This is a genomic window from Serpens gallinarum, from assembly GCF_014836765.1.
Taxonomy (GTDB): domain Bacteria; phylum Pseudomonadota; class Gammaproteobacteria; order Pseudomonadales; family Pseudomonadaceae; genus Serpens; species Serpens gallinarum.
Genome location: NZ_JACSQG010000002.1, coordinates 167340 through 191954, shown reverse-complemented (window position 1 = coordinate 191954; position 24615 = coordinate 167340). Strand labels below are relative to the sequence as shown.

At 65.1% G+C, this 24615-nt stretch carries 19 protein-coding genes and 1 pseudogene; 10 read left to right on the top strand and 10 right to left on the bottom strand.

All coding sequences use genetic code 11. From position 1 onward, the window contains the following. Positions 1-61: 61 nt before the first annotated feature. From H9642_RS06130 to H9642_RS06120, 3 genes and pseudogenes are all read left to right on the top strand, one after another. Positions 62-277 (top strand): dodecin, encoded by a 216-nt coding sequence (locus H9642_RS06130; RefSeq protein ID WP_251835541.1) that lies wholly within the window; start codon positions 62-64, stop codon positions 275-277. 30 nt (positions 278-307) lie between these two features. Then, a pseudogene (locus tag H9642_RS06125) lies at positions 308-532 on the top strand (DUF1161 domain-containing protein); the annotation flags it as partial. 348 nt (positions 533-880) lie between these two features. After that, positions 881-2173, top strand: a complete 1293-nt coding sequence (locus H9642_RS06120; RefSeq protein WP_251835540.1) for an acyltransferase family protein — start codon at positions 881-883, stop codon at positions 2171-2173. 40 nt (positions 2174-2213) lie between these two features. On the opposite strand, the gene H9642_RS06115 is transcribed toward H9642_RS06120, so the two are convergent. From H9642_RS06115 to H9642_RS06105, 3 genes are all read right to left on the bottom strand, one after another. Then, the gene (locus H9642_RS06115; protein WP_251835539.1) at positions 2214-3209 is read right to left on the bottom strand and encodes an LLM class flavin-dependent oxidoreductase; all 996 of its coding nucleotides are present in this window, start codon (positions 3207-3209) and stop codon (positions 2214-2216) included. 127 nt (positions 3210-3336) lie between these two features. Continuing rightward, complete coding sequence (locus H9642_RS06110; RefSeq protein ID WP_251835538.1) at positions 3337-3747, bottom strand: PA0061/PA0062 family lipoprotein; 411 nt, start codon at positions 3745-3747, stop codon at positions 3337-3339. Positions 3748-3780: 33 nt separating this feature from the next. Then, the gene (locus H9642_RS06105) at positions 3781-4200 is read right to left on the bottom strand and encodes a PA0061/PA0062 family lipoprotein (protein WP_251835537.1); all 420 of its coding nucleotides are present in this window, start codon (positions 4198-4200) and stop codon (positions 3781-3783) included. A gap of 67 nt (positions 4201-4267) precedes the next feature. Here H9642_RS06105 and H9642_RS06100 point away from each other — a divergent pair, with 67 nt between their 5' ends. Beyond that, positions 4268-5344, top strand: coding sequence for an aminopeptidase (locus H9642_RS06100; protein WP_251835536.1), 1077 nt, complete (start codon positions 4268-4270; stop codon positions 5342-5344). 285 nt (positions 5345-5629) lie between these two features. Here H9642_RS06100 and recD read toward each other — a convergent pair whose 3' ends face one another. From recD to purE, 7 genes are all read right to left on the bottom strand, one after another. Then, positions 5630-7705 (bottom strand): exodeoxyribonuclease V subunit alpha, encoded by a 2076-nt coding sequence (recD, locus tag H9642_RS06095; RefSeq protein WP_251835535.1) that lies wholly within the window; start codon positions 7703-7705, stop codon positions 5630-5632. Beyond that, complete coding sequence (gene recB, locus H9642_RS06090) at positions 7702-11334, bottom strand: exodeoxyribonuclease V subunit beta (RefSeq protein WP_251835534.1); 3633 nt, start codon at positions 11332-11334, stop codon at positions 7702-7704. The genes recD and recB overlap by 4 nt, the downstream gene beginning before the upstream one ends. Continuing rightward, complete coding sequence (gene recC, locus H9642_RS06085; RefSeq protein ID WP_251835533.1) at positions 11331-14792, bottom strand: exodeoxyribonuclease V subunit gamma; 3462 nt, start codon at positions 14790-14792, stop codon at positions 11331-11333. Before recC ends, recB begins: the two co-directional genes overlap by 4 nt. Positions 14793-14932: 140 nt before the next feature. Continuing rightward, positions 14933-15463 carry a DUF3299 domain-containing protein gene (locus H9642_RS06080; RefSeq protein WP_251835532.1) on the bottom strand — a complete coding sequence of 177 codons (531 nt, stop codon included), beginning with the start codon at positions 15461-15463 and terminating at the stop codon, positions 14933-14935. A gap of 90 nt (positions 15464-15553) precedes the next feature. After that, positions 15554-15802, bottom strand: coding sequence for a GlsB/YeaQ/YmgE family stress response membrane protein (locus H9642_RS06075; RefSeq protein WP_251835531.1), 249 nt, complete (start codon positions 15800-15802; stop codon positions 15554-15556). Positions 15803-15967: 165 nt separating this feature from the next. Beyond that, complete coding sequence (locus tag H9642_RS06070) at positions 15968-17053, bottom strand: 5-(carboxyamino)imidazole ribonucleotide synthase (RefSeq protein WP_251835530.1); 1086 nt, start codon at positions 17051-17053, stop codon at positions 15968-15970. Between the two features lie 32 nt (positions 17054-17085). Beyond that, on the bottom strand, positions 17086-17577 hold the full coding sequence (gene purE / locus H9642_RS06065) for a 5-(carboxyamino)imidazole ribonucleotide mutase (RefSeq protein ID WP_251835529.1): 492 nt from the start codon (positions 17575-17577) through the stop codon (positions 17086-17088). A 545-nt stretch (positions 17578-18122) separates the two neighbouring features. Here purE and H9642_RS06060 point away from each other — a divergent pair. The 6 genes from H9642_RS06060 (at position 18123) to aauR (ending at position 24541) form a co-directional block, all read left to right on the top strand. Beyond that, positions 18123-19031: a glutamate/aspartate ABC transporter substrate-binding protein gene (locus H9642_RS06060; protein ID WP_251835528.1), complete on the top strand. Its 909-nt coding sequence runs from the start codon at positions 18123-18125 to the stop codon at positions 19029-19031. A gap of 103 nt (positions 19032-19134) precedes the next feature. Further along, positions 19135-19881, top strand: coding sequence for an amino acid ABC transporter permease (locus H9642_RS06055; RefSeq protein ID WP_251835527.1), 747 nt, complete (start codon positions 19135-19137; stop codon positions 19879-19881). Beyond that, positions 19881-20546, top strand: a complete 666-nt coding sequence (locus tag H9642_RS06050; RefSeq protein ID WP_251835526.1) for an amino acid ABC transporter permease — start codon at positions 19881-19883, stop codon at positions 20544-20546. The genes H9642_RS06055 and H9642_RS06050 overlap by 1 nt, the downstream gene beginning before the upstream one ends. After that, complete coding sequence (locus H9642_RS06045; protein WP_251835525.1) at positions 20543-21277, top strand: amino acid ABC transporter ATP-binding protein; 735 nt, start codon at positions 20543-20545, stop codon at positions 21275-21277. Before H9642_RS06050 ends, H9642_RS06045 begins: the two co-directional genes overlap by 4 nt. Beyond that, on the top strand, positions 21277-23226 hold the full coding sequence (locus tag H9642_RS06040) for a sensor histidine kinase (protein WP_251835524.1): 1950 nt from the start codon (positions 21277-21279) through the stop codon (positions 23224-23226). The genes H9642_RS06045 and H9642_RS06040 overlap by 1 nt, the downstream gene beginning before the upstream one ends. Beyond that, on the top strand, positions 23219-24541 hold the full coding sequence (aauR, locus tag H9642_RS06035; RefSeq protein ID WP_286010237.1) for a two-component response regulator AauR: 1323 nt from the start codon (positions 23219-23221) through the stop codon (positions 24539-24541). Before H9642_RS06040 ends, aauR begins: the two co-directional genes overlap by 8 nt. The last annotated feature ends 74 nt before the right edge of the window (positions 24542-24615 follow it).

Below are 24615 nucleotides of genomic sequence, written 5' to 3'. Positions count from 1 at the left end.
TGGCTCTAAACCTCTGAAGCTGCGCTTGCGCGGCGACGAACCACAGCAAGGAGCCTCGCTCATGTCGGACCATCACACCTACAAACAGATCGAGCTGGTCGGGTCATCCTCAACCAGCATTGAAGACGCAATCAACAACGCGCTGGGCGAAGCGAGCAAAAGCCTGCAATTGATGGAATGGTTTGAGGTGGTCGGCACACGGGGTCACATCGTCAACGGGGCGGTGGGTCATTTTCAGGTCACCCTCAAGGTGGGCTTTCGAATCGCCAACAGTTGATCACTCCACCACCAGACAAGGAATCACATCATGTATCGACTGTTACTAACCGCGGGGTTGTCCCTGCTGGCGTCAGCGGCACTCGGGGCTGTTGGCACACCCTGTGAAGAGGTCAAGGCGCAAATCGCAGCGAAGCTGGAAGCCAAGGGGGTGCGCGAATATCAGCTGGAAATAGCCAACCCAGGCGGTGCGGCAGGCTGGCAGGCGGTTGGCCGTTGCGAAGGCGGTACCAAGGAAATTCTGTATCGCCGGGGCTTGCCGGATGAGCCGCAACCGCTGCCTGAGGAGGACGCCCTGCCCGAGGACGGCCTCATGCCCGAAAACACACCGCCCGACATCCCGGCGTCCCAGCAGTCGCCCCAGCCTATCGTGCCGCTGCCCGAGGGCGATCCGAAAACGGATACCGTACCGCCGGCCGAGGAAACTATGGATTAACGATACCGCAGCGTTGAACACGCCCTGGACCCTCTCTGCGCGCAAGAGTCGTCTCCATCTTTCAGCGTGCCGGTACAGCGTGCCGTCGCCCGTTGCTCCGCGAGTTCCAACTGCGTGTGGCATTCCAACTCGCCTTCGATTTGTCGCTGCATTCAGGAGCTTTGAGGGATGAATGCTTTCCGGCCCTATGCCGAAAATCATTATCGCGAGGATCTACCCGGCCTGCGGGCCTGCGCTGTCATCCTGATTGTTTTCTATCAGATCTGGATCGATAAGGAACCAGGCGGCATCGATGCGATTTTCGTGCTGTCCGGCTTTCTGATGGGCAGCGTGCTGCTGCGTCAGTATGCCCAGGAAGAAAGCCTACGGCCGTTCCATTTCTGGGCGGGCATCATCAAGCGTGTCGCTCCTCCTACCTATCTGGTACTCATGACAACCTTCTTGCTGGGGCCTTTCATCCTGTCCCCGCCGGAGTGGCGAGCCGCTCTTGATGACCTGTTGCTGAGCGCCGTGTATCTGGAAAATGTGCAGCTTATACGCAACGGCATTGAGCCTTGGCACCGTTCTCTCCATAACCCCTTCGAGCACTTCTGGGCAGTTTCCATGCACATGCAGTTTTATCTGCTGCTGCCGCTGCTCATGGGGCCCGTCATGTTCCTGAGCAGAATATTCCATGTGCGCTGGCCGATGATGCTGTGGGTGATCCTAGTCATCCTGGGTTCCCTCGCCTACTCGGTTTCAGCCACTCATAGCCACCCGGCATCGGCCTATTTTCATACGGCGGCCCGCCTGTGGGAATTCTTCACGGGCGTGCTGCTCGCCTTGCTGGTTCCGCTACTTCATCTTGGCCAACTCGGCGTCAGAATAGCGACAGTCGCTGGACTATCGTTATTGGTGAGCACAGGCCTTGTCATATCGCCTCAGGCGCCGTTTCCTGGCATTGCGGCACTCCTACCTGTCGTGGCCACAGCCCTATTGATCATGGCAGGCGGGCAACGGTGCGCGACAGTGCCCCTCAGCCGGTGGCTGGCCAATCAGCATATGGCGTATCTGGGCAATGCTGCTCTGGCGATTTATCTATGGCATTGGCCACTGCTGATCTGTGCTCAGCGATTCTTCGGCACAGCCTCGCCGAGCCTGGCTCAAGGTTTGCTGGTCATTGTTGCAACACTGGCGCTGGGCATTCTGACTGTGGAAATCGTCGAATCCCCGTTTCGCCGTATTCCCAAGGCCAAGCCCTGGGTAGCCTTCATCGTCGGGATTCTGTGTTTTGCGCCGGTGTTTGCCGCCTGGGTGGGCGGCAAACACCATGTGCTGTCCAATGAACAGGCAGCAAGAGATGACGCCAAGTCATTCGCCGCACCGTACTATTCCGGCCCCTCGCTGCATCCGCAAAACAACGCTCAGTCCAGCCTGTCCGAGCATTCTTATCCAAAAGAAAGCCTGCGCCAGGACAAGTGATCACAGCCACAGTGATGGCGTGTGCGTTCGGCTGACACTGTTAGCGCAAACCAGCCAGGATGCTGAACGCACGCAGGCGGTCGGCGTTGTCGTACAGGTCGCAGGTAAAGATCAGCTCATCGGCCTGAGTCTGCTCCAGCAACACGTCCAGGTTGGCGCGAATCTTTTCGGGCCCACCAATCACCGCCATGCCAAAGAAATTGCCCACGGCTTCCTGCTCATGGGGCAGCCACAGACCCTGCATGCTTTTGACCGGCGGACGCAAGCGCATGCTATGCCCGCGAATCAGCGCCAGCACCCGCTGGTAAGCGCTGGTCGCCAGGTATTCGGCTTCTTCGTCGGTCGGTGCGGTAACCAGGGGCACGCCGAGCATGACATAGGGCTTGTCGAGCACCTTCGAGGGCTGGAAGTTGTCTCGATAGACGCGAATGGCGTCGTGCATGAAACGAGGCGCGAAGTGCGAGGCGAAGGCATAAGGAAGCCCCTTGGCCGCCGCCAGCTGGGCACTGAACAGGCTGGAGCCCAACAGCCAGATCGGTACCTGACTGTCGACCCCCGGCATGGCGATCACTCGCTGGCCGGGCTGGCGCGGACCGAGCAACAGCTCCAGCTCTTCCACGTCATCGGGGAAGTCATCGGCGCTGCCCATGCGGTCACGACGTAGGGCGTGGGCGGTGAATTGATCAGCGCCCGGTGCCCGCCCCAGGCCCAGATCGATGCGCCCGGGATACAGCGCCTCCAGGGTGCCGAACTGCTCGGCTATCACCAGCGGCGCATGGTTGGGGAGCATGACCCCGCCGGCGCCGAGGCGAATGCGCGTGGTCTGGCCGGCCAGGTGACCGATCAATACCGCCGTTGCGGAGCTGGCGATACCGTCCATGTTGTGGTGCTCGGCCACCCAGAAACGCTCGAAACCCAGCTCATCCGCATGCCGGGCCAGCGCCACGGCGTTGTGCAGCGCATCAGCCGCGGTGCCATCGTCACGGATCGGTGCCAGGTCGAGGATGGAAAAACGGGCGTCGGCTAATCGACTCATGGACGGACTCCAGACAAAAAAGCGGGAGGGTCACTATGCCGCGCTGAGTGACAAAGGCAAGGGGCGATGCGCAAGCGCCCGGCGGGCTAAAGCCGAAACCGCCGTTGCGCAGGCTGTGCGATGCGCTCTAGATCGGCCCGCAACGCAGCACTTCACCGCGCGCCAACACCTGATTGTGGCCATCGTACAACCAGGCCTGAGCCTTGAGCGCCAGAGGCCGTGCGTGCAGCCGATAACGCTGGCCGGCGGCAAACGCGTCGTAGCGCATGCGCAGCTCGCAGGTGACATAGCGTGGCTCGCCGAAGGCATCGGTGCCCAGCTGGCTTTCGTACTGATAGCGCATCCGCAGTTCATGGGCGCCCGGCGTGAGTTGGAAGTAACGACCGTCGCTGACACGCTGATCATCCAGGCGCTGCGCGCTGAGATGGTGGCCCGGCAAGGCATCCAGCTCGACCCACGCCTGCTGTGGATCAGGGGTGGGCAGGCTGCTGCTGGTGCAACCGGCGATGAGCACGGACAGTGCCAGTAACGCGCGCATGACCTTCTCCCGAGTGGGTTGTTTAAGAATAGGTCAGATGCTCAGACACCCCCGCTCAAGACCCCGGGCGAGCAACTGGTCATACGGGTCGTACAGCCTGATCCAGGGCCGAAAACCGTGCTTGCCGGCTTGCAACCGATAGCGCTGGCCGGGCGCAAAATCGTTGTAGGCGAGGGTCAGGCGGCAATCGCGACGATGGGGTTGTTCCACAGCGCCGATATTGGTCGGCTTGACCTCGAAGTGGTACCGCACCGCCAGCTCATGGGCGCCGGGTTCGATCTGGAAGTAGCGCCGATCACGCAACTGCTCGCCGTCGACCTCAACCGCCAGCAAGCGATTATTGGCTTGGGTCTGCAGGTCGATCCAGGCCCGATCCGGATGGGGGCTGGGCAGCCAGAGCGAGCAACCGCCTAGGCTGCTGCACAGGCACACACACCACAGGGCAATGCGCATAAGCGAACTCCGGTCGGAACGGGGGTGCCAAGGGGCATGATCGGGCGCAATACGCTAGGGTCGCTGCATGACACGCTCCTCACTTCCCTTACTCGACCGTTGGGCCTGGCGCTGGGTTCCGCTGCTGCTGGGCGGCTGGCTGAGCGGCTGCGCTCAGGTCGGCTATTACCTGCACCTGGCCGAAGGACAAATGCAGCTGATGCATCGGCGCGAGCCGGTCACCGCCATCCTGGCCGACTCGAGCCGCGATGCCCGCCTGCGTCAGCGACTGGCCCTCGCCCAACAGGCGCGGGCGTTCGCGACCACACAGCTGCACCTGCCCGATAACCGCAGCTATCTGGATTACGTTCAACTGGATCGACCCTATGTGGTGTGGAACGTCTTCGCCACCGAGGCGTTTTCCGTCGAGCCGCGCCTGCATTGCATGCCCCTGGTGGGCTGCGTGGCCTATCGCGGTTATTACCAGCAGGGCCGGGCACGGGGCGCCGCCGCGTTATTGCAGTTGCAGGGCCTGGACACGCAGATCGCTGGCATCGAAGCCTACTCCACCCTGGGCTGGTTCGCCGACCCGCTGCTCAGCAGCATGCTGCACTGGGATGACCCGCACCTGGTCGGGCTGATTTTTCATGAGCTGGCCCATCAGCAGTTTTACTTGTCGGGCGACACGGCGTTCAACGAATCCTTCGCCAGCTTCGTCGAGCGGGAAGGCCTGCGCCAATGGCGCGCCCGCCTCGGCTGGACGCCGCCCGACCCCGCACTCAAACGCCAGCGCGAGGCCTTCGTCGCTCTGGTGCTGCAGACCCGCGAACGCCTGCGCGCGCTGTATGCCCAGCCCTTGCCTGACGAGCAGATGCGCCCGCGCAAACAGGCCGAGTTCGACCGCCTGCGCCGTGAGTACCGGCGGCTGCAAGACACGCACTGGAACGGTGACGGCCGTTTCGACGCCTGGATCAACGGCCCGCTGAACAACGCCAGCCTGTTGCCCTTCGGCCTCTACGACCAGTGGCTGCCGGCGTTTGCTGCGTTGTTTCAGCAGGCCGGCGAGAATTGGCCGGTGTTTTATGCGCGGGTGCTGGAATTGGGGACATTGCCGGCGCATGAGCGACGGCAGTCATTGGAAGCGTTGCAGGCGTTGGCCAGATAAAGAGCGTAAAGCGGCTGCCGCGCCTGGGTAGGGGCGAATTCATTCGCCTGGCATCGCGTTCCCGACACCTGGGGGGATGCGACGAACTACGCGGCTGATGCCTTTATGCATGTCGCAGAGAATGCGTTGCCTGGAGGTCATGCGCCAGGCGAATGAATTCGCCCCTACAACACTCCGCCAGCATCCCAGCGCGGCGGGCTACCGAGGGTGGCTCTGTCTTTCCATCCCACACCCGTAACGGGCGAGACCGTCTTACGGGTAACAGTGAAAACGTGTGGTTGCGGGTTACCCCTGCCCCTGCAACTCCAGCATCAATCCACTGAGGCGTTTGACCTTGCGCTGCACGGCCGCTTCGAACACGCCGCCGCGCGGTTCCACCAAAGTGAAATAATCGCGGGCGCGGGTAATGGCGGTGTACAGCAGCTCCTTGGTCAGTACCGGGTTGAGGGTGTCGGGCAACACCAGCGCGGTGTGGGTGAACTCCGAGCCCTGGGATTTGTGCACGGTCATGGCGAACACGGTTTCCACCGCCGTCAGGCGGCTGGGCAGCACGAAGCGCACCTGACCCGAGCCGTCGTTACGGGGAAAGGCCACGCGCAGCAGCGGGCCGTTGTCGCCGGGCAGCAGCAGGGCGATACCGATGTCGCCGTTCATCAACCCCAGGCCGTAGTCGTTGCGGGTAATCAGCACCGGGCGGCCTTCGTACCATTCGTGGCTGGCATCGATCAGCCCCTGGCGCTGCAGCTCGGCCTCCACCCGCATGTTCAGGCCGGCCACGCCCCAGTCGCCCTTGCGCAACGCACAGAGCAGCCGGAAACCATCGAACGCGGCCAGCACATTCTTGGCCCAGTCCTGCCAGTCGGGCGCCTCCAGCGGCGTCATGTCCAGCGGCCGCCCCCCTTGCAGCACCATGAGGTAATGCCGATAACCCGGCGCTGTGTCACGCCCGTCGCTGAGCAGCCGCGCCAAGTGGCGGTCCTGTTCGCCACGCAGGCGCAGGTTGAACACATCGTTGGACGGCGCCGACAACAGGGCGCGCGCCTCGCCCGCCTGCTGCTGATTGACCAGGCGCGCCAGGCGACCGATGCCACTGTCGGCGCCAAAGCGCCGCGAGTGGCGCAGCATCACCGTCTGCTGAGCCAACGGCCGCGTGCCGGCGCTGCCCGGCAGTAGGCCCGGCTCGTCCAGCGGCTGGCCGCCGAGCTGCTCCAGCCAGGCGCGGGTGGCCGGGTCATAAAAGCCCGCTTCGGCATCCCGGCACAGGTCGCCAAGTACCGCGCCGGCTTCCACCGAGGCCAGTTGATCCTTGTCGCCGAGCAGGATCAACCGGGCATGGGCTGGCAGGGCTTCCAGCAGCCGGGCCATCATTTCCAGGTCGATCATCGACGCCTCGTCCACCACCAACACGTCGAGGGCCAGCGGATGGCCGGCGTGGTGACGGAAATGGCGGGTGTCCGGGCGGCTGCCGAGCAGGCGGTGCAGGGTGACCACCTCGGTAGGAATCGCCTCGCGTACGTCGCTGGAAACCGTCAGCCCCGCCACCTGGGCGCCGATGGATTCGGTCAGCCGCGCCGCCGCCTTGCCGGTGGGCGCGGCCAGTCGAATGCGCAGCGCCTGACCGGCAGCCACCGCCGGGGCCTGCAGCAGGGCCAGCAGACGCACCACGGTGGTGGTCTTGCCGGTTCCCGGGCCGCCGGTGATCAGGCTGAAGCTGCCCCGCGCCGCCAGTGCGCAGGCGAGTTTCTGCCAGTCGAGGCGCGCTGCGTCGTCACGGGGAAACAGCGCATCGAGCCGTGCCGGCAGGTCAGCGGGCACCGTCAGCGGCTGGGCCAGACGCTGGCGCAGGATGCGCGCCACGCTTTGTTCGTAATTCCAGTAACGGCGCAGGTACAGGCGCCCGCCAGCGAGCAGCAGGGGCCGCGCGGCTTGGGCGGGATCGTTTGCCGCGCCGGGGGCGCGATGCTCCACCAGGGCGCTACCGATCAGCGCCTGCTGCCAGCGCGCTACGTCGAGGTCGGCGAGCAGTTGCGAGGGCAAACGCGCCTCGCCGGCCAGCTCGCCTTCGGGCGGCAACGACAGGGCAAAGTCCGGTTCTTCCAACGTGGCGGCCAGGTCCAGGCACACGTGTCCCTGGCCGAGCTGGTGACTGGCCAGCGCGGCGGCCAGCAGCAGCAACGGTGAGGCGTCCGGCTCCTGTTCCAGCAAAAAGGCCGCGAAGGCACGGTCCAGCGCGCGGAGCCAGCCACGGCGCACCCACAAATCGAGCTGGACGAGCAGGGCCTCGCGCTCGAGCAGCGGGTTGGCCGGCGACGGCCCCGCTTCATCGCGCAGACGCTGGGCGAGGTGTTCGAGGGTGCTCATAGGGCAGTCTCCGCGTGGCCGGCAAACAGGCGATCCAGTGACTCGATCAGCGCCTGGGGCGGGCAATCGACATGCACGCCGCGCTGACCGCCGCGCAGGAACAGGTAAAGCGCGCCGCCCATGTGCTGTGCATAGTCGTAATCAGGCAGGCGCGCCTTGAGCTGGCGGTGCAAAGCCAGCAGGTAGAGCACGTATTGCAGGTCGTAACGCTTGTCCAGCACGGCCTGGGCCATGGCCTCGGCGCTGTAGGCCTCGTCGTCGCCGCCCAGCCAGTTGGACTTGTAGTCGGCCACGTAATAGCGGCCCTGGTACTCAAACACCAGGTCGATAAAGCCTTTGAACAAGCCGTTGAGCAGACTCGGTGCCAAGGCCGGGCGCGGCGCGCCGTTCAGCGTATGGCGGCGCACCAGGGCGTCCAGACGCTGCACGTTGACCTGCCGGCTGGAGAACCAGAACTCCATTTCCACCTGGTACTGCTGCAGATCCGCCAGGCGCACGCGGTGTTCGCCGAGGTTCAGCTCGGCCTGCAGGTAGCCCTCCAACCAAGCGTCCAGCGGCTCGATCCAACGCTGCCAGCCGCGCAGCTGGCAGCGCTTGGCGAGCATCTCGCGGCGCGCCTGGGGATGGTCCAGGCTCTGCGCGAAGCCTTCGCGCCCGGCCCATTCGAGAATGCCGTGCAGGAAGGTGCCCGGCTGAGGCCCGCGCGGAAAGCGGTGCAGGTCGAGGCTGCCGGGCAGCACGCTGAATTCCTGGCGCTCAGCGTCATCATCGTGAATCTTCTGCGCCGCCGGGCTGTCGGGCGCTTCGGCGTGCAGGGGCGCGGCCTCATCCATGCCAGCCAACGCGAGGGCGCTGTAGGAGGCGATCCACCAGTGTTCGGTGGCGCGGCGACGCGGGATGGCGGCGCGCAGGGTGACGGTTTCAGCCTGCACCGGCTGGAAACGCTGCTCGCTGGCCTCGGGCGCGTCGCACAAGGTCAGCGCCGGGCAGGCGTCCGCCAGCGTTTGCAACGCCGCGCCCAACACCAGCGGCTGGCCGCCGCCGAGCACATAGCCGAGGGCCGAGCGGTGCAGGCAGGAGGTCTTGGCGTTGCCTTTTTTCAGGTCGGCGATCCCCAGCCAGCAGGCATGCCGCGCACGGGTCAGCGCCACGTAGAGCAGGCGCAGGTCTTCGCCGAGGCGCTCGAAGTCGGCGCGCTCGACGGCGGCCTCATCCGGTTGCAGGTCCAGCTGCAGATGGCCCTGTGCATCGTGGTACCGCAGCGGCGGCTTCTTCGGGTCGACCGCGCGGTGCGAACAGATGAACGGCAGGAACACCAGCGGGTATTCCAGGCCCTTGGATTTGTGGATGGTCACCACCTTGACCAGGTCGGCATCGCTTTCTAGACGCAAAATCTGTTCGTCGGCGTCCTGGCCGTGGCCACTCAGGTGCTCGGCCAGGTGACGGATCAGCGCCTGCTCGCCATCCAGTTCGCCGGAGGCTTGCTGCAGCAACTCGGCCAGGTGCAGCAGGTCGGTCAGCACCCGTTCGCCGTCGTCGCGGGCGATCAGGGTTTGCGGCAGCTCGAAGTCCTGCAGCAGGCGGCGCAGCATCGGCAATACACCCTGCCAGCGCCATTGCTGGCGGTAGCCGCGAAACTGCAGCACGCGCTGTTCCCAGGCCAGCTCGTTGTCGCAGAGGTCTTCCAGCTCGGCCAGCGGCCGGTCCAGGGTCGCGCTGGCCAGGGCGGCGCGCAGCAGGCGCTCGTCGTCCGGCTCGGCGCAGGCCTTGAGCCAGGCCAGCAAATCGTGGGCGGCCTGGGTGTCGTAGACCGAGTTCTTGTCCGACAGGTACACGCTGCGCACGCCGCGCCGCGCCAGGTGCTGGCGGATCGCCCGCGCTTCGCGGCCGTCGCGCACCAGCACGGCGATATCCGCCGGGCACAGCGGTGTGAGCGGTTCATCAGGTTTGGCAAAGCCGGCACGACCCTGCTGGCCCAGGTTGAGCAGGCGGGTAATTTCGCTGGCGCTGCGCGCGGCCAGTTCGCGGCGGTAGGCATCGCCGCCCAGCGGTTCTTCGCTGCGTTGTTGCCAGAGGGTCAGTGGCGACTGCTCGGCGCCGTCCACCAGCAGGCGTTCGCGGCGGCCCTTGGCGTCGACCTTCACGAACGGCAGCGGATTGTCGTCGCCCCCACGAAACAGGAACGCACCCTTGGCGTGCGCCTCGGCAAAGCCGAACAGCTGGTTGACCGCCGTGACCAGCCCCTGGCTGGAACGGAAGTTGGTACCCAGGCTGTGATGGCAGCCGGCGGTGGCCTCACGGGCCTGCAGGTAGGTGTAGATGTCCGCGCCACGAAACGCGTAGATCGCCTGTTTGGGATCGCCGATCAGCAGGATGGCGTTGCCATCCTGGGCCTCGCCAATGCGGTAGATGCGCTGGAAGATGCGGTACTGCAGCGGGTCGGTGTCCTGGAATTCGTCGATCAGCGCCACCGGGAACTGGCTGCGGATCACCTCCGCCAGCCGTTCGCCGTTGATGCCGGCCAGGGCGGCGTCCAGACGCACCAGCATGTCGTCAAAACCCATCTGCGCGCGTTGCTGCTTTTCCCGCTCGAAGCGCTGCTCGACCCAGGCCAGCGCGTGGCGCAGCAGCGGCACATCGGGATCGGGCAGAGCGGCCAGCGCCGCCTGCAGCTGGACCATGGCCTGCAGGCAGGGATGTTCGAAGGGGCTTCCGGAGGTCCAGACCTCGGCCAGGCCGTCCGGAGTCAGCCGGGTAAAGCCGGTGCCCAGCACCAAATTTTCTAAGGAAACATCAGCCGCCCAGTCGCGCAACAGGTCGCACCAGGGGTTGTACCAGCGCGCCTGCAGGCGCCGGCCATTCACCTCTTTGCGAGCACAGGCACCGTCCAGCAGGGTGCGCAGCTCTTCGGCCCAGGCGCCCCACGGTGCCTTAAGTTCGGCCAGCTTCCGGGCGCGTTCCTGTAGCGTCTGCTCGATCAGCGTCTCGGGATCGGCGCCGGGTTCGCCCAGGCTCTGACCCAGCAGCGGGCGCAGGCGACCCAGCAGGTGCTGCGGGCTTTGCCAGCGCTCATGCACCCATTGCAAGGCGGCGCCGTCCAGCGGGTAGAAATGTTCGCGCCAGTAATCGCGCACCACCTCGGCGAGCAGGTCGCTCTGGTCGGTTTCCAGGGTCTGGGTGAACAGGCTGCCGCTGTCGAAGGCATGTTCGCGCAGCATGCGCTGGCACCAGCTGTGGATGGTCGACACCGCCGCCTCGTCCATCCATTGCGCGGCCACGTCCAGACGCCGCGCACAGACGGGCCAGTCGGCCTCGGCATACTCGCCGCGCAGCTCATCGAGCAAGGCGTCCGGCGTGGCCAGCTCGCCGCGAAAGTGCCGCGCCGCTTCCGCCAGGCGCGCGCGGATGCGCTCGCGCAGTTCCTGGGTGGCGGCGTCGGTAAAGGTCACCACGAGGATTTCCGGCGGCAGCAGCGGGCGGCCGAAACCGCGTTCGGCGCCGCCATGGCCGAGCACCAGGCGCACATAGAGCGCGGAGATGGTGAAGGTCTTACCTGTGCCAGCACTGGCCTCGATCAACTGGCTGCCGCGCAGCGGCAAGTTCAGGGCCAGGGATTGGGTTGCACTCATAGCGACTCCTCCAGAGCCTGCCAGGGAGCCTTCACCAGCGGGCCGTAGAGGCGCTGCCACAGCTGATGCTCCGGGTCCGTTGCCACCAGGCTGGCGTAGTCGGCAAAGTGCCGGCGCAGATCGAGGCTTTCGCCGCGCTCGCCGGGGCTGGCGTGGCCGCCTTCGTAGGCGCTGCGCGCCTGCTCCTCAGCCTTCTCGGGCTTGCTCGCGGCGAGGAATGCGCAGGCCGTCTTGGCCGCCAGCGGCAGCGGGTGTTGCAGGTTGGCCTGCCAGGCGTCGAGCAGCGCGCGCAGGTCGGCCTCTGCCTGCTCCTTGGGCAGCGGCGCCAGCAGCACGCCGCCGTCGCTGGCCAGTAGCGCGCTGTGCAAGGGCATGCCCATGGCGCTGGCGATCAGGTGAGCGACCCAAGGGCGCATGAGGTGATGCCACTTGTAGTCGCCACTCTTGGTGGTCAGGGCATTGGCTTGCAGGCGCAGGCTGAGCAGGCTGCCGTCGGCACGTTGGCGCAGCGGCGCCAGCCAGCCTTCCACTATCAATGATTCATGGCTGAAGCGCAGGGCCAGTGGCGATTCCTGCTCCAGCGGCCACAGTGCGTGCAGGGCACGATAGCGCTGCAGCAGGTCCGGCAGCGGCGCCAGCAGGGCCTCGCGTTGCAGGTCGCCGAAACCGGCCAGCGGCAGCACGCCGCTGCGCTGCAATTGCGCGGCGCGCTCCTCCAGCCGCGCTTGAGCTTGTGCGGGATTGGTCTCCGCCAGCGCGGCGCGCAGCAGGCTGTCGCTCAGGCCGAAGCGTTGCAGGCCGTCGAGGTCGAAGCTTTCGGCGTCGGCCAGCGGCGCCTGCAGTTCCTCGAAATACACCTTGAGGCGCAGGCGATGAAACTGGCGCAGCGGGTAGCGCAGGAAGTCCTGCAGGGTTTCCAGGCTCACCGTGCCGCCGTGTTCGTAGTCGGGCAACGCCGCCGGCTCCTGAGTGGTCGGCGCACGCTGCTGGTGCAGGGCCAGCCATTCGCCGGCGTAGCTGAACAGCCCGGAGTCCGCAGTGAAATAACCGGCATTGAAGGGCTGCAGCGGATGCTCGCAGGTCAGCGCCTCGAGCAGCGCCTGTTCATCCTGCTCCGCGCCGGCCAGTCGCCAGCCGCTGGCCAGGTGGTCGCGCAACTGGCCAACCAGCACGGACGGTGGCCGCTCGCTGTTGTCGCGCACGCTGCGCCCAACCCAGCTGATGTACAGCTGCTCGCGCGCCGAGAGCAGCGCTTCGAGTAGCAGGTAGCGATCATCCTCACGGCGCGAGCGGTCACCGGGGCGGTAGTCGTTGCCCATCAGGTCGAAATCCAGCGGCGGCTGGGCGCGCGGGTAGTCGCCGTCGTTCATGCCCAGCAGGCACACCAGGCGGAAGGGAATCGCGCGCATCGGCATCAGCGTGCAGAAGTTCACCGCGCCGCTCAAAAAACGCTGACCCAGGCTGGGCTGATCGAGGCTGCCCAGCCAGGCTTCGCGCACCACGCTGAGTGGCAGCGCCTCGGCAAGCGCCGCGTTACGGCACTGCTCCAGCCAGTCCTCCAGGCTCTGCAGCAACTGGCCGTGTAGCAGTTGGTCGTGGTCGCTGGCCGGCAGGAAGAACACCTCCAGCAAGGCGCGCAACCGTTCGCCCCACTGCGCTGGCGTCGCCGGGCGGGCCAGTTCGGCGTAGGCCAGGCGCAGGCGCTCGAGCAGTTCCACCAGCGGGCCGAGCAGCGCGGCGTCCAGGCCGCCGATTTCGTCGTAGGGTTCGATCTCGCCCAGCGGCGCGCCTTCGCCCACCGCGTAGCCGAGCAGCATGCGGCGCAGGCCGAACAGCCAGCTGTTGTGCTCCAGGCCCGGCGGCAGACCGAGCTGCTCGCGCTGCGCGGCGTCCAGCCCCCAGCGCACGCCGGCGCCCTCGATCCAGCGGTGCAGCAGCGGCAGGTCGGCCTCGGCAATGGCGAAGCGCTCGCGCAGCGCCGGTACGTCCAGCAGGTCGAGAATTTCGCTGACCGCAAAACGGCTGTCCGGCAATTCCAGCAGGTGTTCCAGCGCGATCAGAAGCGGCTCGCGACCGCGCCGGCCCTGGTCGGCGAGGGTGAAGGGGATAAAGCGCGCATCGTCACGCTCAAGTTGGCCGAACACCGCCTGAATGTGCGGGGTGTAGCTGTCGATGTCCGGCACCATGACGATCACGTCGCGCGGGCGCAGGCTCGGATCGGCGCTAAAACGCGCCAGCAGCTGATCATGCAGGATTTCCACCTCGCGCTGGGCGCTGTGGGCGATCTGAAAGCGCAGCGAGCGGTCCTGGGCCGGATCGACTGCCGGCCAGTGTTCGCGGGTTTCCGCCAGCGGGCGCAATTCGAGAATGTCGTCCTGCAGCTGGCCGAGCAGGCGGGTCGGCTGCTCCTCGCTGAACAGGTCGATGCGCTCGGCCGGGAACAGCGCGCGGTAATCGTCCGGGTTGTCGTAGCTGTCGAGCAGGTTGATGTAGTCGCGACCCTGCTTGCCCCAGGCGGCCAGCAGAGGCTGGGCGTGCTGGTGCAGCAGTTCCGGCGGCAACTCTGCGGGCATCCGCGCACGGCGTTGCTGGCGGCGGTACTGATGACGCAGCAGGTCCTTGTCGGCGACGATATCGGCCCAGTGATGGCGGCAGGGGTTATGCACGCACAGCAGCACCTGGCTGAAACGCGCCAGCGCGCCGAGGGCTTCCAGCGCCTGGGCGGGCAGCGAGGAAATGCCGAACACAATCACCCGGCGCGGCAGGCCGGACGGCGCCTGGTCCAGCGCCTGCAGGCGGGCGATGAACTGGCGGTGCACGCCGGCCCGGCTCTGCGCCAACCCCTCGGCGCCCACGTCGGTCAGCAGCGCGCGCCACAGTTCAGCCTGCCAACGCTGCTCCTCGCCCAGCGGCGCGACGCTGCCGTTGGCCAGACGCAATTGGTCACGGCCGGCGGCCCAATCCTCCAGCCAGTCGGCGCGGTACACCTGGTACTGGTCGAACAGGTCGGCCAGGCGCTCGGCCAACTGATACAGCTTGCGCAATTCGCGGTCCTGGGCCAGAAAGCGCGCCAGCGGGGCGAAGGCCTCGCCGCTCAGCAACTGCGGCAACAGACGCATCAATCGCCAGGTCAGCGGCCCCTTGTCGACCAGCGAAACGCGAGGAATCTGCTCGCGACCCAGCACACTGCGGTAGGCCTGCCAGAGAAAACTGGCCGGCAACTGCACATCAATGGCCGCGGCAATCCCGCAGCCACCGCCGCCACTCTCGTCAGGCTGCTCGGCCAACGCCTGCTTGAGCCACTGCGCCACGCCGTTGCTGTGTACCAGCACCACCTCGTTTTCCAGCGGACGAAGCGGATAACGGCGCATCCACACCACCGCCAGGTCGCGCAGTTCGTCCAGGCGATTGCCGTGGACGATCATGAAACCGGGGATCAGGGGCTGTTGTGCGGTCATGTGAGTTCCTTCATCCGAATGGCGCCCATGGTAGTGGCTTAGCCCAACGCGGCACACACTGGACGGACGGACAGGTAAAGTTTTCGCACAGAACGACCTGGGTGCAGCGGGTTAAGAGGCTTCGCCGCGAGGGGAAAAGGCTACAGTTCGTCTTCCACGATCACCTTGACCGCCGCGGCTTGCAAGGCATAAGCAGCATCGGCCAGGTCATTGCTGCCGTTTTCAATGCGCAGGCGGCCATCGACCCACAAGGGCGCGTAGATGTCGTCGATGGGCATGCCCTGGGGATAACGCACCAGCACGATCTGATTCGGCGGGGGCGGCGGCACGTGGATGCAGGCGCCCGGGTAGGGCACCAGAAAGAACTCAATGTATCGCCCCTGGGCATCAGTTTCCAGCGGCACCGGGTAGCCGCCCAGACGGATCTCGCGGTTGTCCAGTTCAGCCACGGTCTTGGCCGAGTACATCACCTCTGGCAATCCTGCGGCCTGCCTGAGGCCGCCCTCGTCGCTGAAACCACCGGCCTCGGGCGTGTTGTGCTCGATCTCGGGCATCGCCTCGAGAGCGGCCAGGTCTTCGGGCGGCAGTAATTCCAGCCAATCCAATTCAGCAGGGGCTGCCTGGGCGCACAAGGGAAGGATAAACAACAGCGAAAACAGCACAGGGCGCATGGACGGCTCAGCTCATGGGTAGCAAGGGTCGAATGAAGGATGTTACCCCGCAGGAGCCAGGCCGCTGGCTCCCGCGCGGAGGAAGCACCTTCAGCGATTACGCGTTACCAGTCCATAGATGACCAGCAGAATGATCGCGCCAATCACCGCGCCAATAAAGCCTGCTGCCTCTCCAGCCTCGTAGATACCCACCGCCTGGCCGCCGTAGGTCGCCAACAAGGCACCACCGATGCCGAGCAGAATGGTCATTATCCAACCCATGCTATCGCTGCCGGGTTTGAGAAAGCGTGCAATCAGGCCGACGATCAATCCGATGATGATGGTTCCGATGATGCCCATGGCATTCCTCCAGTCCGAGAGAGTCGTGGCACGCGCCACGCTGTATCCGACCGTCGCGTTATTAGGCAGTTCGGCAGGACCGCAAAGCGGAGCAGCGCAGGATGGGGCACGGAGGGGGTGGAAGGCAGCGATACCCATCAGGCGCTGATGGGTATCGGCAGGGCATCACGCGTTGGCGATCAGCGCCTCGACCTCGGCAATGCGAGCCTTGAGAGTGGTCGCGTCCTGGCAGCGCAGGGTGGCGTGGCCGACCTTGCGGCCCGGCTTGAAGGCCTTGCCGTAGTCATGCAGGTGGCAGTTTTCGATGGCAATCACCTGCTCGGTCGCCGGCACGCTACCGATGAAGTTGAGCATGGCGCTTTCGCCCACCTTGGCGGTCGAGCCCAGCGGCAGGCCGGCGACGGCGCGCAAATGGTTCTCGAACTGGCTGCACTCGGCGCCTTCGATGGTCCAGTGCCCGGAGTTGTGCACGCGCGGGGCAATTTCGTTAGCCTTCAGGCCGCCCTCGATTTCGAAGAACTCGAAGGCCAGTACGCCGACGTAATCAAGTTTTTCCAGCACGCGACCCAGGTAATCCTCGGCCAGTGCCTGCAGCGGGTGGGTGCTGCTGGCGACGGAGAGGTTGAGCACGCCACCGACGTGGGTGTTGTGGGAAAGCGGGTAGAAGCGCGTTTCGCCGTCGCGACCCCGCACGGCCACCAGCGAGACTTCACCGGTGAACGGCACGAAGCCTTCGAGGATGCACGGCACGCTGCCCAGTTCGGCAAAGGCGCCTTGCACGTCCTCGGGTTGGCGCAGCACCTTCTGGCCCTTGCCGTCGTACCCCATGGTGCGGGTCTTCATCACCGCCGGCAGGCCGATGGCGGCCACGGCGGCGTCCAGGTCGGCCTGGGACTGGATGTCGGCGAACGCGGGCGTGGGGATGCCCAGCTCCTTGAACAGCGACTTCTCGAACCAACGGTCGCGGGCGATGCGCAGCGAGTCGGCGGCGGGATACACCGGCACGAACTGGGAGAGGAAGGCGACGGTTTCCGCCGGCACGTTCTCGAATTCGAAGGTCACCAGATCGACGCTTTCGGCCATCTGGCGCAGCGCCTGCGAGTCGTCATAGCCCGCCAGCAGGTGGGTGCCCAGCGGGCTGGCACAGGCATCCGGCGCCGGGTCGAGGAAGGTGAAGTCCATCCCCAGCGGGGTGCCCGCCAGCGCCAACATGCGGCCCAGCTGACCGCCACCGATTACACCGATCTTCATGGTTTTGTCCTGTCGTTCAAGAGGCACGGCCATCAGGCGTCGCGCGGGTCCGGGTTGTCCAGCACGGTACGCGTCTGCTCGTCGCGAAACTGCTTGAGCGCCGCGTGATACTGCGGGTGTTGATGACCGAGAATGCTTGCCGCCAGCAGCGCCGCGTTGACCGCGCCGGCCTTGCCGATGGCCAGGGTGGCAACCGGTACGCCGGCCGGCATCTGCACGATGGACAGCAGCGAATCGACACCGGAGAGCATTGAGGATTGCACCGGCACGCCAAGCACCGGCAGATGGGTCTTGGCCGCGCACATGCCTGGCAGGTGGGCGGCGCCGCCTGCACCGGCGATGATCACCTGGAGGCCGCGCTCTTCCGCCTGTTCGGCGTACTGGAACAGCAGATCCGGCGTGCGGTGCGCCGACACCACCTTCACCTCGAAGGGGATGCCGAGCTTTTCCAGCATCTCCGTCGTGTGGCTGAGGGTGCTCCAATCGGATTTGGAACCCATGATCACGCCAACCAGTGCGCTCATCGTTGTGCCTCTTCGTTGTGCGCCGCGCGGCGCTACAAAAACCAACAAGCCACGCGCAAGGGGCGTGGCTTGTCATGTTGGGGCAAACCGGCGGGCAGGCCGGTTTGAAGGCGCGGCATTATACCGGAAAGCCACGCGTGTAGCGTATCTGGCGTGACAGACGTGACGCTGTCAACGCGGCTGAATTCGCAGACCCCCACGCTAGACGAAACGACCGGGTCTCGGCCGTTGTGCGCTCGCCACGCCGTCACGCCGACTGGAACGCTGGCCAGTCGCCGTCGAAACATCGTTCGGTTTGCCGAACGCACCGGCGGCGCATGTTCGTCAATGCGAACGCCGTTCGCTTTCCGAACATCCCTGAAATCAAAAAACCTAATGTTTTTCAATTAGTTAACTGGTAACTACGGCTTTCAGCTACCTGGCACGCATCCTGCCTCGTAGGTAAGGTGAGTTTGGGGAAGAGACCTGCCTCCCTTTGAGGGTGACCAGCAGCTCATCCGAACCGCTGCGTCACGACAAGCACAACAACAATAAGGAATCGAATCATGCGTTTCGTTACCCATGTACTGAGTGCAGCCGTTGCGACGGCCCTTCTCGCCACGCCGGCGCTGGCCACTGAGCTGACCGGCACGCTGAAGAAGATCAAGGATTCGGGCACCATCACCCTGGCCCACCGCGACTCCTCCATCCCGTTCTCCTATCTGGGACTCGATCCCAAGCAGCCGATCGGCTACTCCCATGACCTGCAGCTCAAGGTAGTCGACGCGCTCAAGCAGGAGCTGGGCATGCCGGACCTCAAGGTGCGCTACAACCTGGTCACCTCACAGACCCGTATCCCGCTGATGCAGAACGGCACCGTGGACCTGGAGTGCGGCTCCACCACCAATAACCTGGAGCGCCAGCGTCAGGTGGACTTCTCCGTGGGTATCTTTGAAGTGGGCACGCGTTTGCTGGCCAAGAAAACCTCCGGCATCAATGATTTCGCCGATCTCAAGGGCAAGAACGTGGTGACCACCGCGGGCACCACCTCCGAACGCTTGATCAAGTCAATGAATGCCGAGCAGCAGATGGGCATGAACGTCATTTCCGCCAAGGACCACGGCGAATCGTTCCTGATGCTGGAATCCGGGCGCGCCGTGGCGTTCATGATGGACGACGCGCTGCTCTACGGCGAAATGGCCAAGGCCAAGAAACCGGACGACTGGGCCGTTGTCGGCACGCCGCAATCCTACGAGGTCTATGCCTGCATGGTGCGCAAGGGCGACACAGACTTTAAGCAGGTCGTGGACAAGGCGATCAGCGCCACCTTCGCCTCTGGCGAAATCAATGACATCTACAACCAGTGGTTCATGCAGCCCGTGCCGCCTAAGGGCCTGAACCTCAACTTCCCCATGAGCGCTGCGGTCGAGAGCCTCATCGCCAACCCCACCGACAAGTCGGTCGAAGAGCGCTGATCCGCCGCGGCCGCCCGTGCTGCGGGCGGCCCGCTCATAGCCTGTCCACCGAGGGCGTGCCACGCGCCCCCGGTCCGCGTTCGCCAGACCACGAGAAATCCGCATGAATTACAACTGGGACTGGGGTGTCTTCTTCAAGTCCACCGGCATCGGCAGCGAAATCTACCTGGACTGGTTTGTCACCGGCCTGGGCTGGACCATCGCCATAGCACTGGTCGGCTGGATCATTGCCCTGCTGCTGGGCTCGCTGCTGGGCGTGCTGCGCACCCTGCCAAACCGCTGGCTGGCCGGCATCGCCGCCACCTATGTGGAAATCTTCCGCAATGTGCCGCTGCTGGTGCAGCTGTTCCTCTGGTATTTCCTAATGCCAGATCTGCTGCCCGAGCCGCTGGAGATCTGGTTCAAACAGGATCTGCATCCTGCCACGTCTGCCTATTTGAGCGTGGTGGTGTGCCTCGGTCTGTTTACCGCCGCGCGCGTGTGCGAGCAGGTGCGCACCGGCATCGAGGCGCTGCCCCAGGGCCAGTTGGCTGCCGGCTACGCGCTGGGTTTTCGCCTGCCGCAGATCTACACCAACGTGCTGCTGCCGCAGGCCTACCGCATCATCATTCCGCCACTGACCTCGGAATTCCTCAACATCTTCAAGAACTCCTCGGTCGCCTCCCTGATCGGCCTGATGGAGCTGCTGGCGCAGACCAAGCAAACCGCCGAGTTCAGCGCCAACCTGTTCGAGGCCTTTACCCTGGCGACGCTGATCTACTTCACCCTGAACATGAGTCTGATGCTGCTGATGCGCCTGATCGAGAAAAAGATCGCGGTGCCCGGACTGATTTCCATGGAGGGCAAGTAATGGATTTCAGCGAGATTCCGGCCGCCTGGCCGATCCTCTGGGCGGGCATGGCCACCACCTTGCAACTGCTGGTGCTGGGTGTGCTCGGCGGTGTCATTCTTGGCACCGTGCTGGCGCTGATGCGGCTGTCGTCCAACCGCATGCTGGCAGGCATCGCCACCACCTACGTCAACTACTTCCGGTCCATTCCGCTGCTGCTGGTGATCACCTGGTTCTACTTCGCGGTGCCCTTCGTGCTGCGCGCCATTACCGGTGAGGACACCCCTGTGGGGGCCTTCGGATCCTGCCTGGTGGCCTTCATCATGTTCGAGGCGGCATACTTCTGCGAGATCGTGCGCGCCGGCATCCAGGCCATTCCCAAGGGCCAGCTGGGCGCCGCCCAGGCGCTGGGCATGAGCTACGGCCAGTGCATGCGGTTGATCATCCTGCCGCAGGCTTTCCGCAAGATGGCGCCGCTGCTGCTGCAGCAAAGCATCATCCTGTTCCAGGACACCTCACTGGTCTACACCGTCGGCCTGATGGACTTCCTCAATGCTGCCCGCTCGCGAGGCGACATCATGGGCCTATCCCATGAGTTCCTGATCTTCGCCGGGCTGGTGTACTTCGTCATCAGTTTCGCCGCCACGCGCCTGGCGAAACGCCTGCAAACAAGGGTAGCCGTATGATTTCCATCCAGAACATCAACAAGTGGTACGGGGACTTCCAGGTGCTGGCCGACTGCAGCACCCGGGTGAGCAAAGGCGAGGTGGTGGTGGTGTGCGGCCCGTCTGGCTCCGGCAAGTCCACCCTGATCAAGTGCGTCAACGCCCTGGAGCCATTTCAGGAGGGCGATATCCGGGTCAACGGAATTTCCCTGGGCGATCCCAAGACCAATCTGCCCCAGCTGCGTGCGCGGGTCGGCATGGTGTTCCAGCACTTCGAACTGTTTCCGCACCTGTCGATCACCGAAAACCTGACCATTGCGCAAATCAAGGTGCTCGGCCGCAGCAAGGCCGATGCCATGGACAAGGGTCTCAAGTTGCTCGACCGCGTCGGCCTGCTGGCCCATGCCGACAAGCACCCCGGCCAGCTGTCCGGCGGCCAGCAGCAGCGCGTAGCCATTGCCCGCGCGCTGGCCATGGACCCGGTGGTGATGCTGTTCGACGAGCCGACGTCGGCCCTTGACCCGGAGATGGTCAACGAAGTGCTGGATGTCATGGTGCAGCTGGCCCACGAGGGCATGACCATGATGTGCGTCACCCACGAGATGGGCTTTGCCCGCAAGGTCGCCGACCGGGTAATTTTCATGGACGCCGGGCAGATCGTCGAAGACTGTGCCAAGGACGCCTTCTTCGGCGAGGTCGGGGCTCGCTCGGATCGCGCCCAGCACTTCCTCTCCAAGATCCTGCAGCACTGATGCAGCGCCACGCGGACGGGCGCTTGCTCGTCCCCGGCGCGGCGGAACGGGCCCGGATCGCGACGGGCTCGGCACACGCCGACCCTCAGCGTTCGCGTTTCGCACGGCGGGCGATACGGGCGGTGTTCCGTCACTTGGTGCTGCTCACGCTGCCGCTACTGGTGTTCGGCGGCGGTTACGGCGGCTACCTGCTCAGTAAACACACCGGCATCCGCGCCCTGGCCGAGAACGGTGAGCGCCAACTGGAGCTGAACGCTCGCGCGGTGGAAAGCGAGATCACCAAGTACACCTACCTGCCCAGCCTGCTAGAGCTGGAAAGCGACGTCGAGCGCTTGCTGCTCGATCCCAGCCCGCAGCGTCGCCAGCGGGTCAATGACTACCTGGAAGGGCTCAACCGACGCAGCGGCAGCCTGGCCACCTACATACTGGATACCAGCGGCCGGGTACTGGCCACCAGCAACTGGCGTTCGGCCGACAGTTACCAGGGGGAAGACCTGTCCTTCCGCGCCTATTTTCAGGATGCGGTGCAGGGGCGCCCGGGGCGTTTCTATGGCATCGGCAGCACCACGGGCGAGCCGGGCTATTACCTGGCCCACAGCCTCGAACACAACGGTCGGATCATTGGCGTGGGGGTGGTCAAAGTACGCCTCGACACCTTGGAGGAACGCTGGCAGCGCGCCCAGTTGGAAGCCTATGTCAGCGATGAGAACGGCATCATTATCCTGGCCAGCAACCCGGCCCGCCGCCTCAAAGCCGTGCACCCGCTGGACGCCGCCACCAGGGAGCGCCTGGCGCGCAGCCTGCAATACCACTGGTGGGCGCTGGAAGAGCTGCAGGTATTGGAGCGCCGGGCTTTGGCCGATGGACTGAAGCGAATCAGCCTGGCCGGCGACGACGCGTCGCCCCAGCATTATCTGGCCCAGGGGCGCCTGCTCAACGACACGCCCTGGAGGCTGACCTTGCTCAGCCCACTCAAGGAATTGCGCCGCACCGCCATCAGCCATGGCGTGATGGTGGCGGTGGCGGTGGCGCTGCTGGCCCTGCTGCTGATCGCCTGGAATGAGCGACGCAAGGTGATCGCCACACGTCTGGCAGCCCGCGAGGCGCTGCAACAGGCCAACAACGAATTGGAGCGCAAGATCGCCGAACGCACCGCCGACCTGCGCGCCAGCAACGACCGGCTGAAAGCTGAGATCCGCGAGCGCCGCCAGGCCGAACAGACCCTGCGCCAGGCCCAGGATGAACTGGTACAGGCCGGCAAGCTGGCGGTGATTGGCCAGATGTCCACCAGCATTGCCCACGAGCTCAACCAGCCGCTGGCGGCGCTGCGCACTCTGTCCGGCAACACCGTGCGTTTTCTGCAACGGGGCGCGCTGGATACCGCCAGCACCAACCTGCAGGCGATCAACGAGCTGGTCGACCGCATGGGCAAGATCACTGCCAGCTTGCGGGCCTTTGCGCGCCGCTCCGATGACCGTGGCCAGGCCCGGCTTGGCAAGGCGGTGGACGCCGCCTTGCTGCTGCTCCACCCGCGCCTGCAACGCAGCCGCCTGCACCTCGAGCGCGACTACGACGATCTGCGCCTGGCCATCGATCAGACGCGCCTGGAGCAAATCCTCGTCAACCTGATCGGCAATGCCCTGGATGCCTTGCGCGACCAGGATGACCGTCGCCTGTGGCTGAGCGGGCGTCTGGAAGACGACCTGTTTCAGTTTGAAGTACGCGACAACGGTCCCGGCATGTCGGCCGAAGCTCGCGCACATTTATTCGAGCCGTTCTTCACCACCAAACCGGGCGAGCAGGGTTTGGGCCTGGGCTTGACGTTGTCCGCCAGCCTGGCCGCGGCGGCCGGTGGTAGCCTCGGTGTGCGCCATCCGGACGAGGGCGGTATCGCCTTCGTGCTCAGCCTGCGTCCCTTGATTGTCCACGAGATTGCTTGCGATGAATGATCCGCTCAGCGTCCTGATCGTCGAAGACGATCCCCACGTCCTGCTCGGCTGCCAGCAGGCCCTAGCCCTGGAAGACATTGCCAGCATCGGCGTGAATAGCGCCGAAGAGGCGCTGCAGCGTATCGGCGCCGACTTCCCCGGCATCGTCATCAGCGACATCCGCCTGCCCGGTATGGACGGCCTGCAGCTACTGGCCCAACTCAAGCAGCGCGACCCCAGCCTGCCGGTGGTACTGATCACAGGTCACGGCGACATCAGCATGGCCGTGGGCGCCATGCGCGATGGCGCCTACGACTTCATGGAAAAACCCTTTTCCCCGGAACGACTGGTGGACGTGGCCCGACGCGCCCTGGAACAACGCAGCCTGGCCCGCGAAGTGTCCGTCCTGCGCCGCCAGTTGGCCGGCCGCCAGGCGCTGGAGCAGCGCATCATCGGCCGCTCGCCGGCCATGCAGCACCTACGCGAGCTGATCGCCAATGTCGCCGACACCGCCGCCAACGTGCTGATCGAGGGGGAAACCGGCACGGGCAAGGAGCTGGTTGCTCGCTGCCTGCATGATTTCAGTCGCCGCCAGACGCACCCGTTTGTCGCCCTCAACTGCGGCGGCCTGCCGGAAAGCTTGTTCGAGAGTGAAATATTCGGGCACGAAGCCCATGCTTTCACGGGCGCCGGCAAGCGGCGCATCGGCAAGATTGAGCACGCCAACGGCGGCAGCCTGTTCCTTGATGAGATCGAGAGCATGCCGGCGAACCTGCAGATCAAGCTGCTGCGCGTGCTACAGGAGCACTCGCTGGAACGGCTGGGCTCGAACCAGCCGGTCGAGGTGGACTGCCGGGTGATCGCCGCCACCAAAGCCGACCTCAATGAATGGGGCAGGCGTGGCCAGTTTCGCAGCGACCTGTATTACCGGCTCAACGTCGTCACGTTGGAAATACCGCCGCTGCGCGAGCGCCGCGAAGACATCCTGGTGCTGTTCGAGCATTTCCTACAGCTGTCGGCGCTGCGCTTTGATCGCATCAGCCCGGCGCTGGATCAGGCCACCATCGCCGCGTTGATGGCCCACGATTGGCCGGGCAACGTGCGCGAGTTGCGCAACGTCGCCGAGCGTTTCGCCCTCGGCCTGCCCGTCTTCAAGAAAAGCGGCCTGGCCACCGAGGACAACGGCCCCTGCTTCGCCGAAGCGGTAGAAGCCTTCGAGCGCAGCCTGCTGGGCGACGCCCTCGAGCGTCACGCCGGCAACCTCAGCCAGGCCGCGCTCGCGCTGGGCATGGCCAAGACCACGCTGTTCGACAAAGTCAGAAAGTACGGTCTCTAAGCGAGCCCGTCATCGGCTTGCCACTTTGTAGGAGGGCATTGAGCGCAGCGATACCCAGCGCGCGATTCTGACGC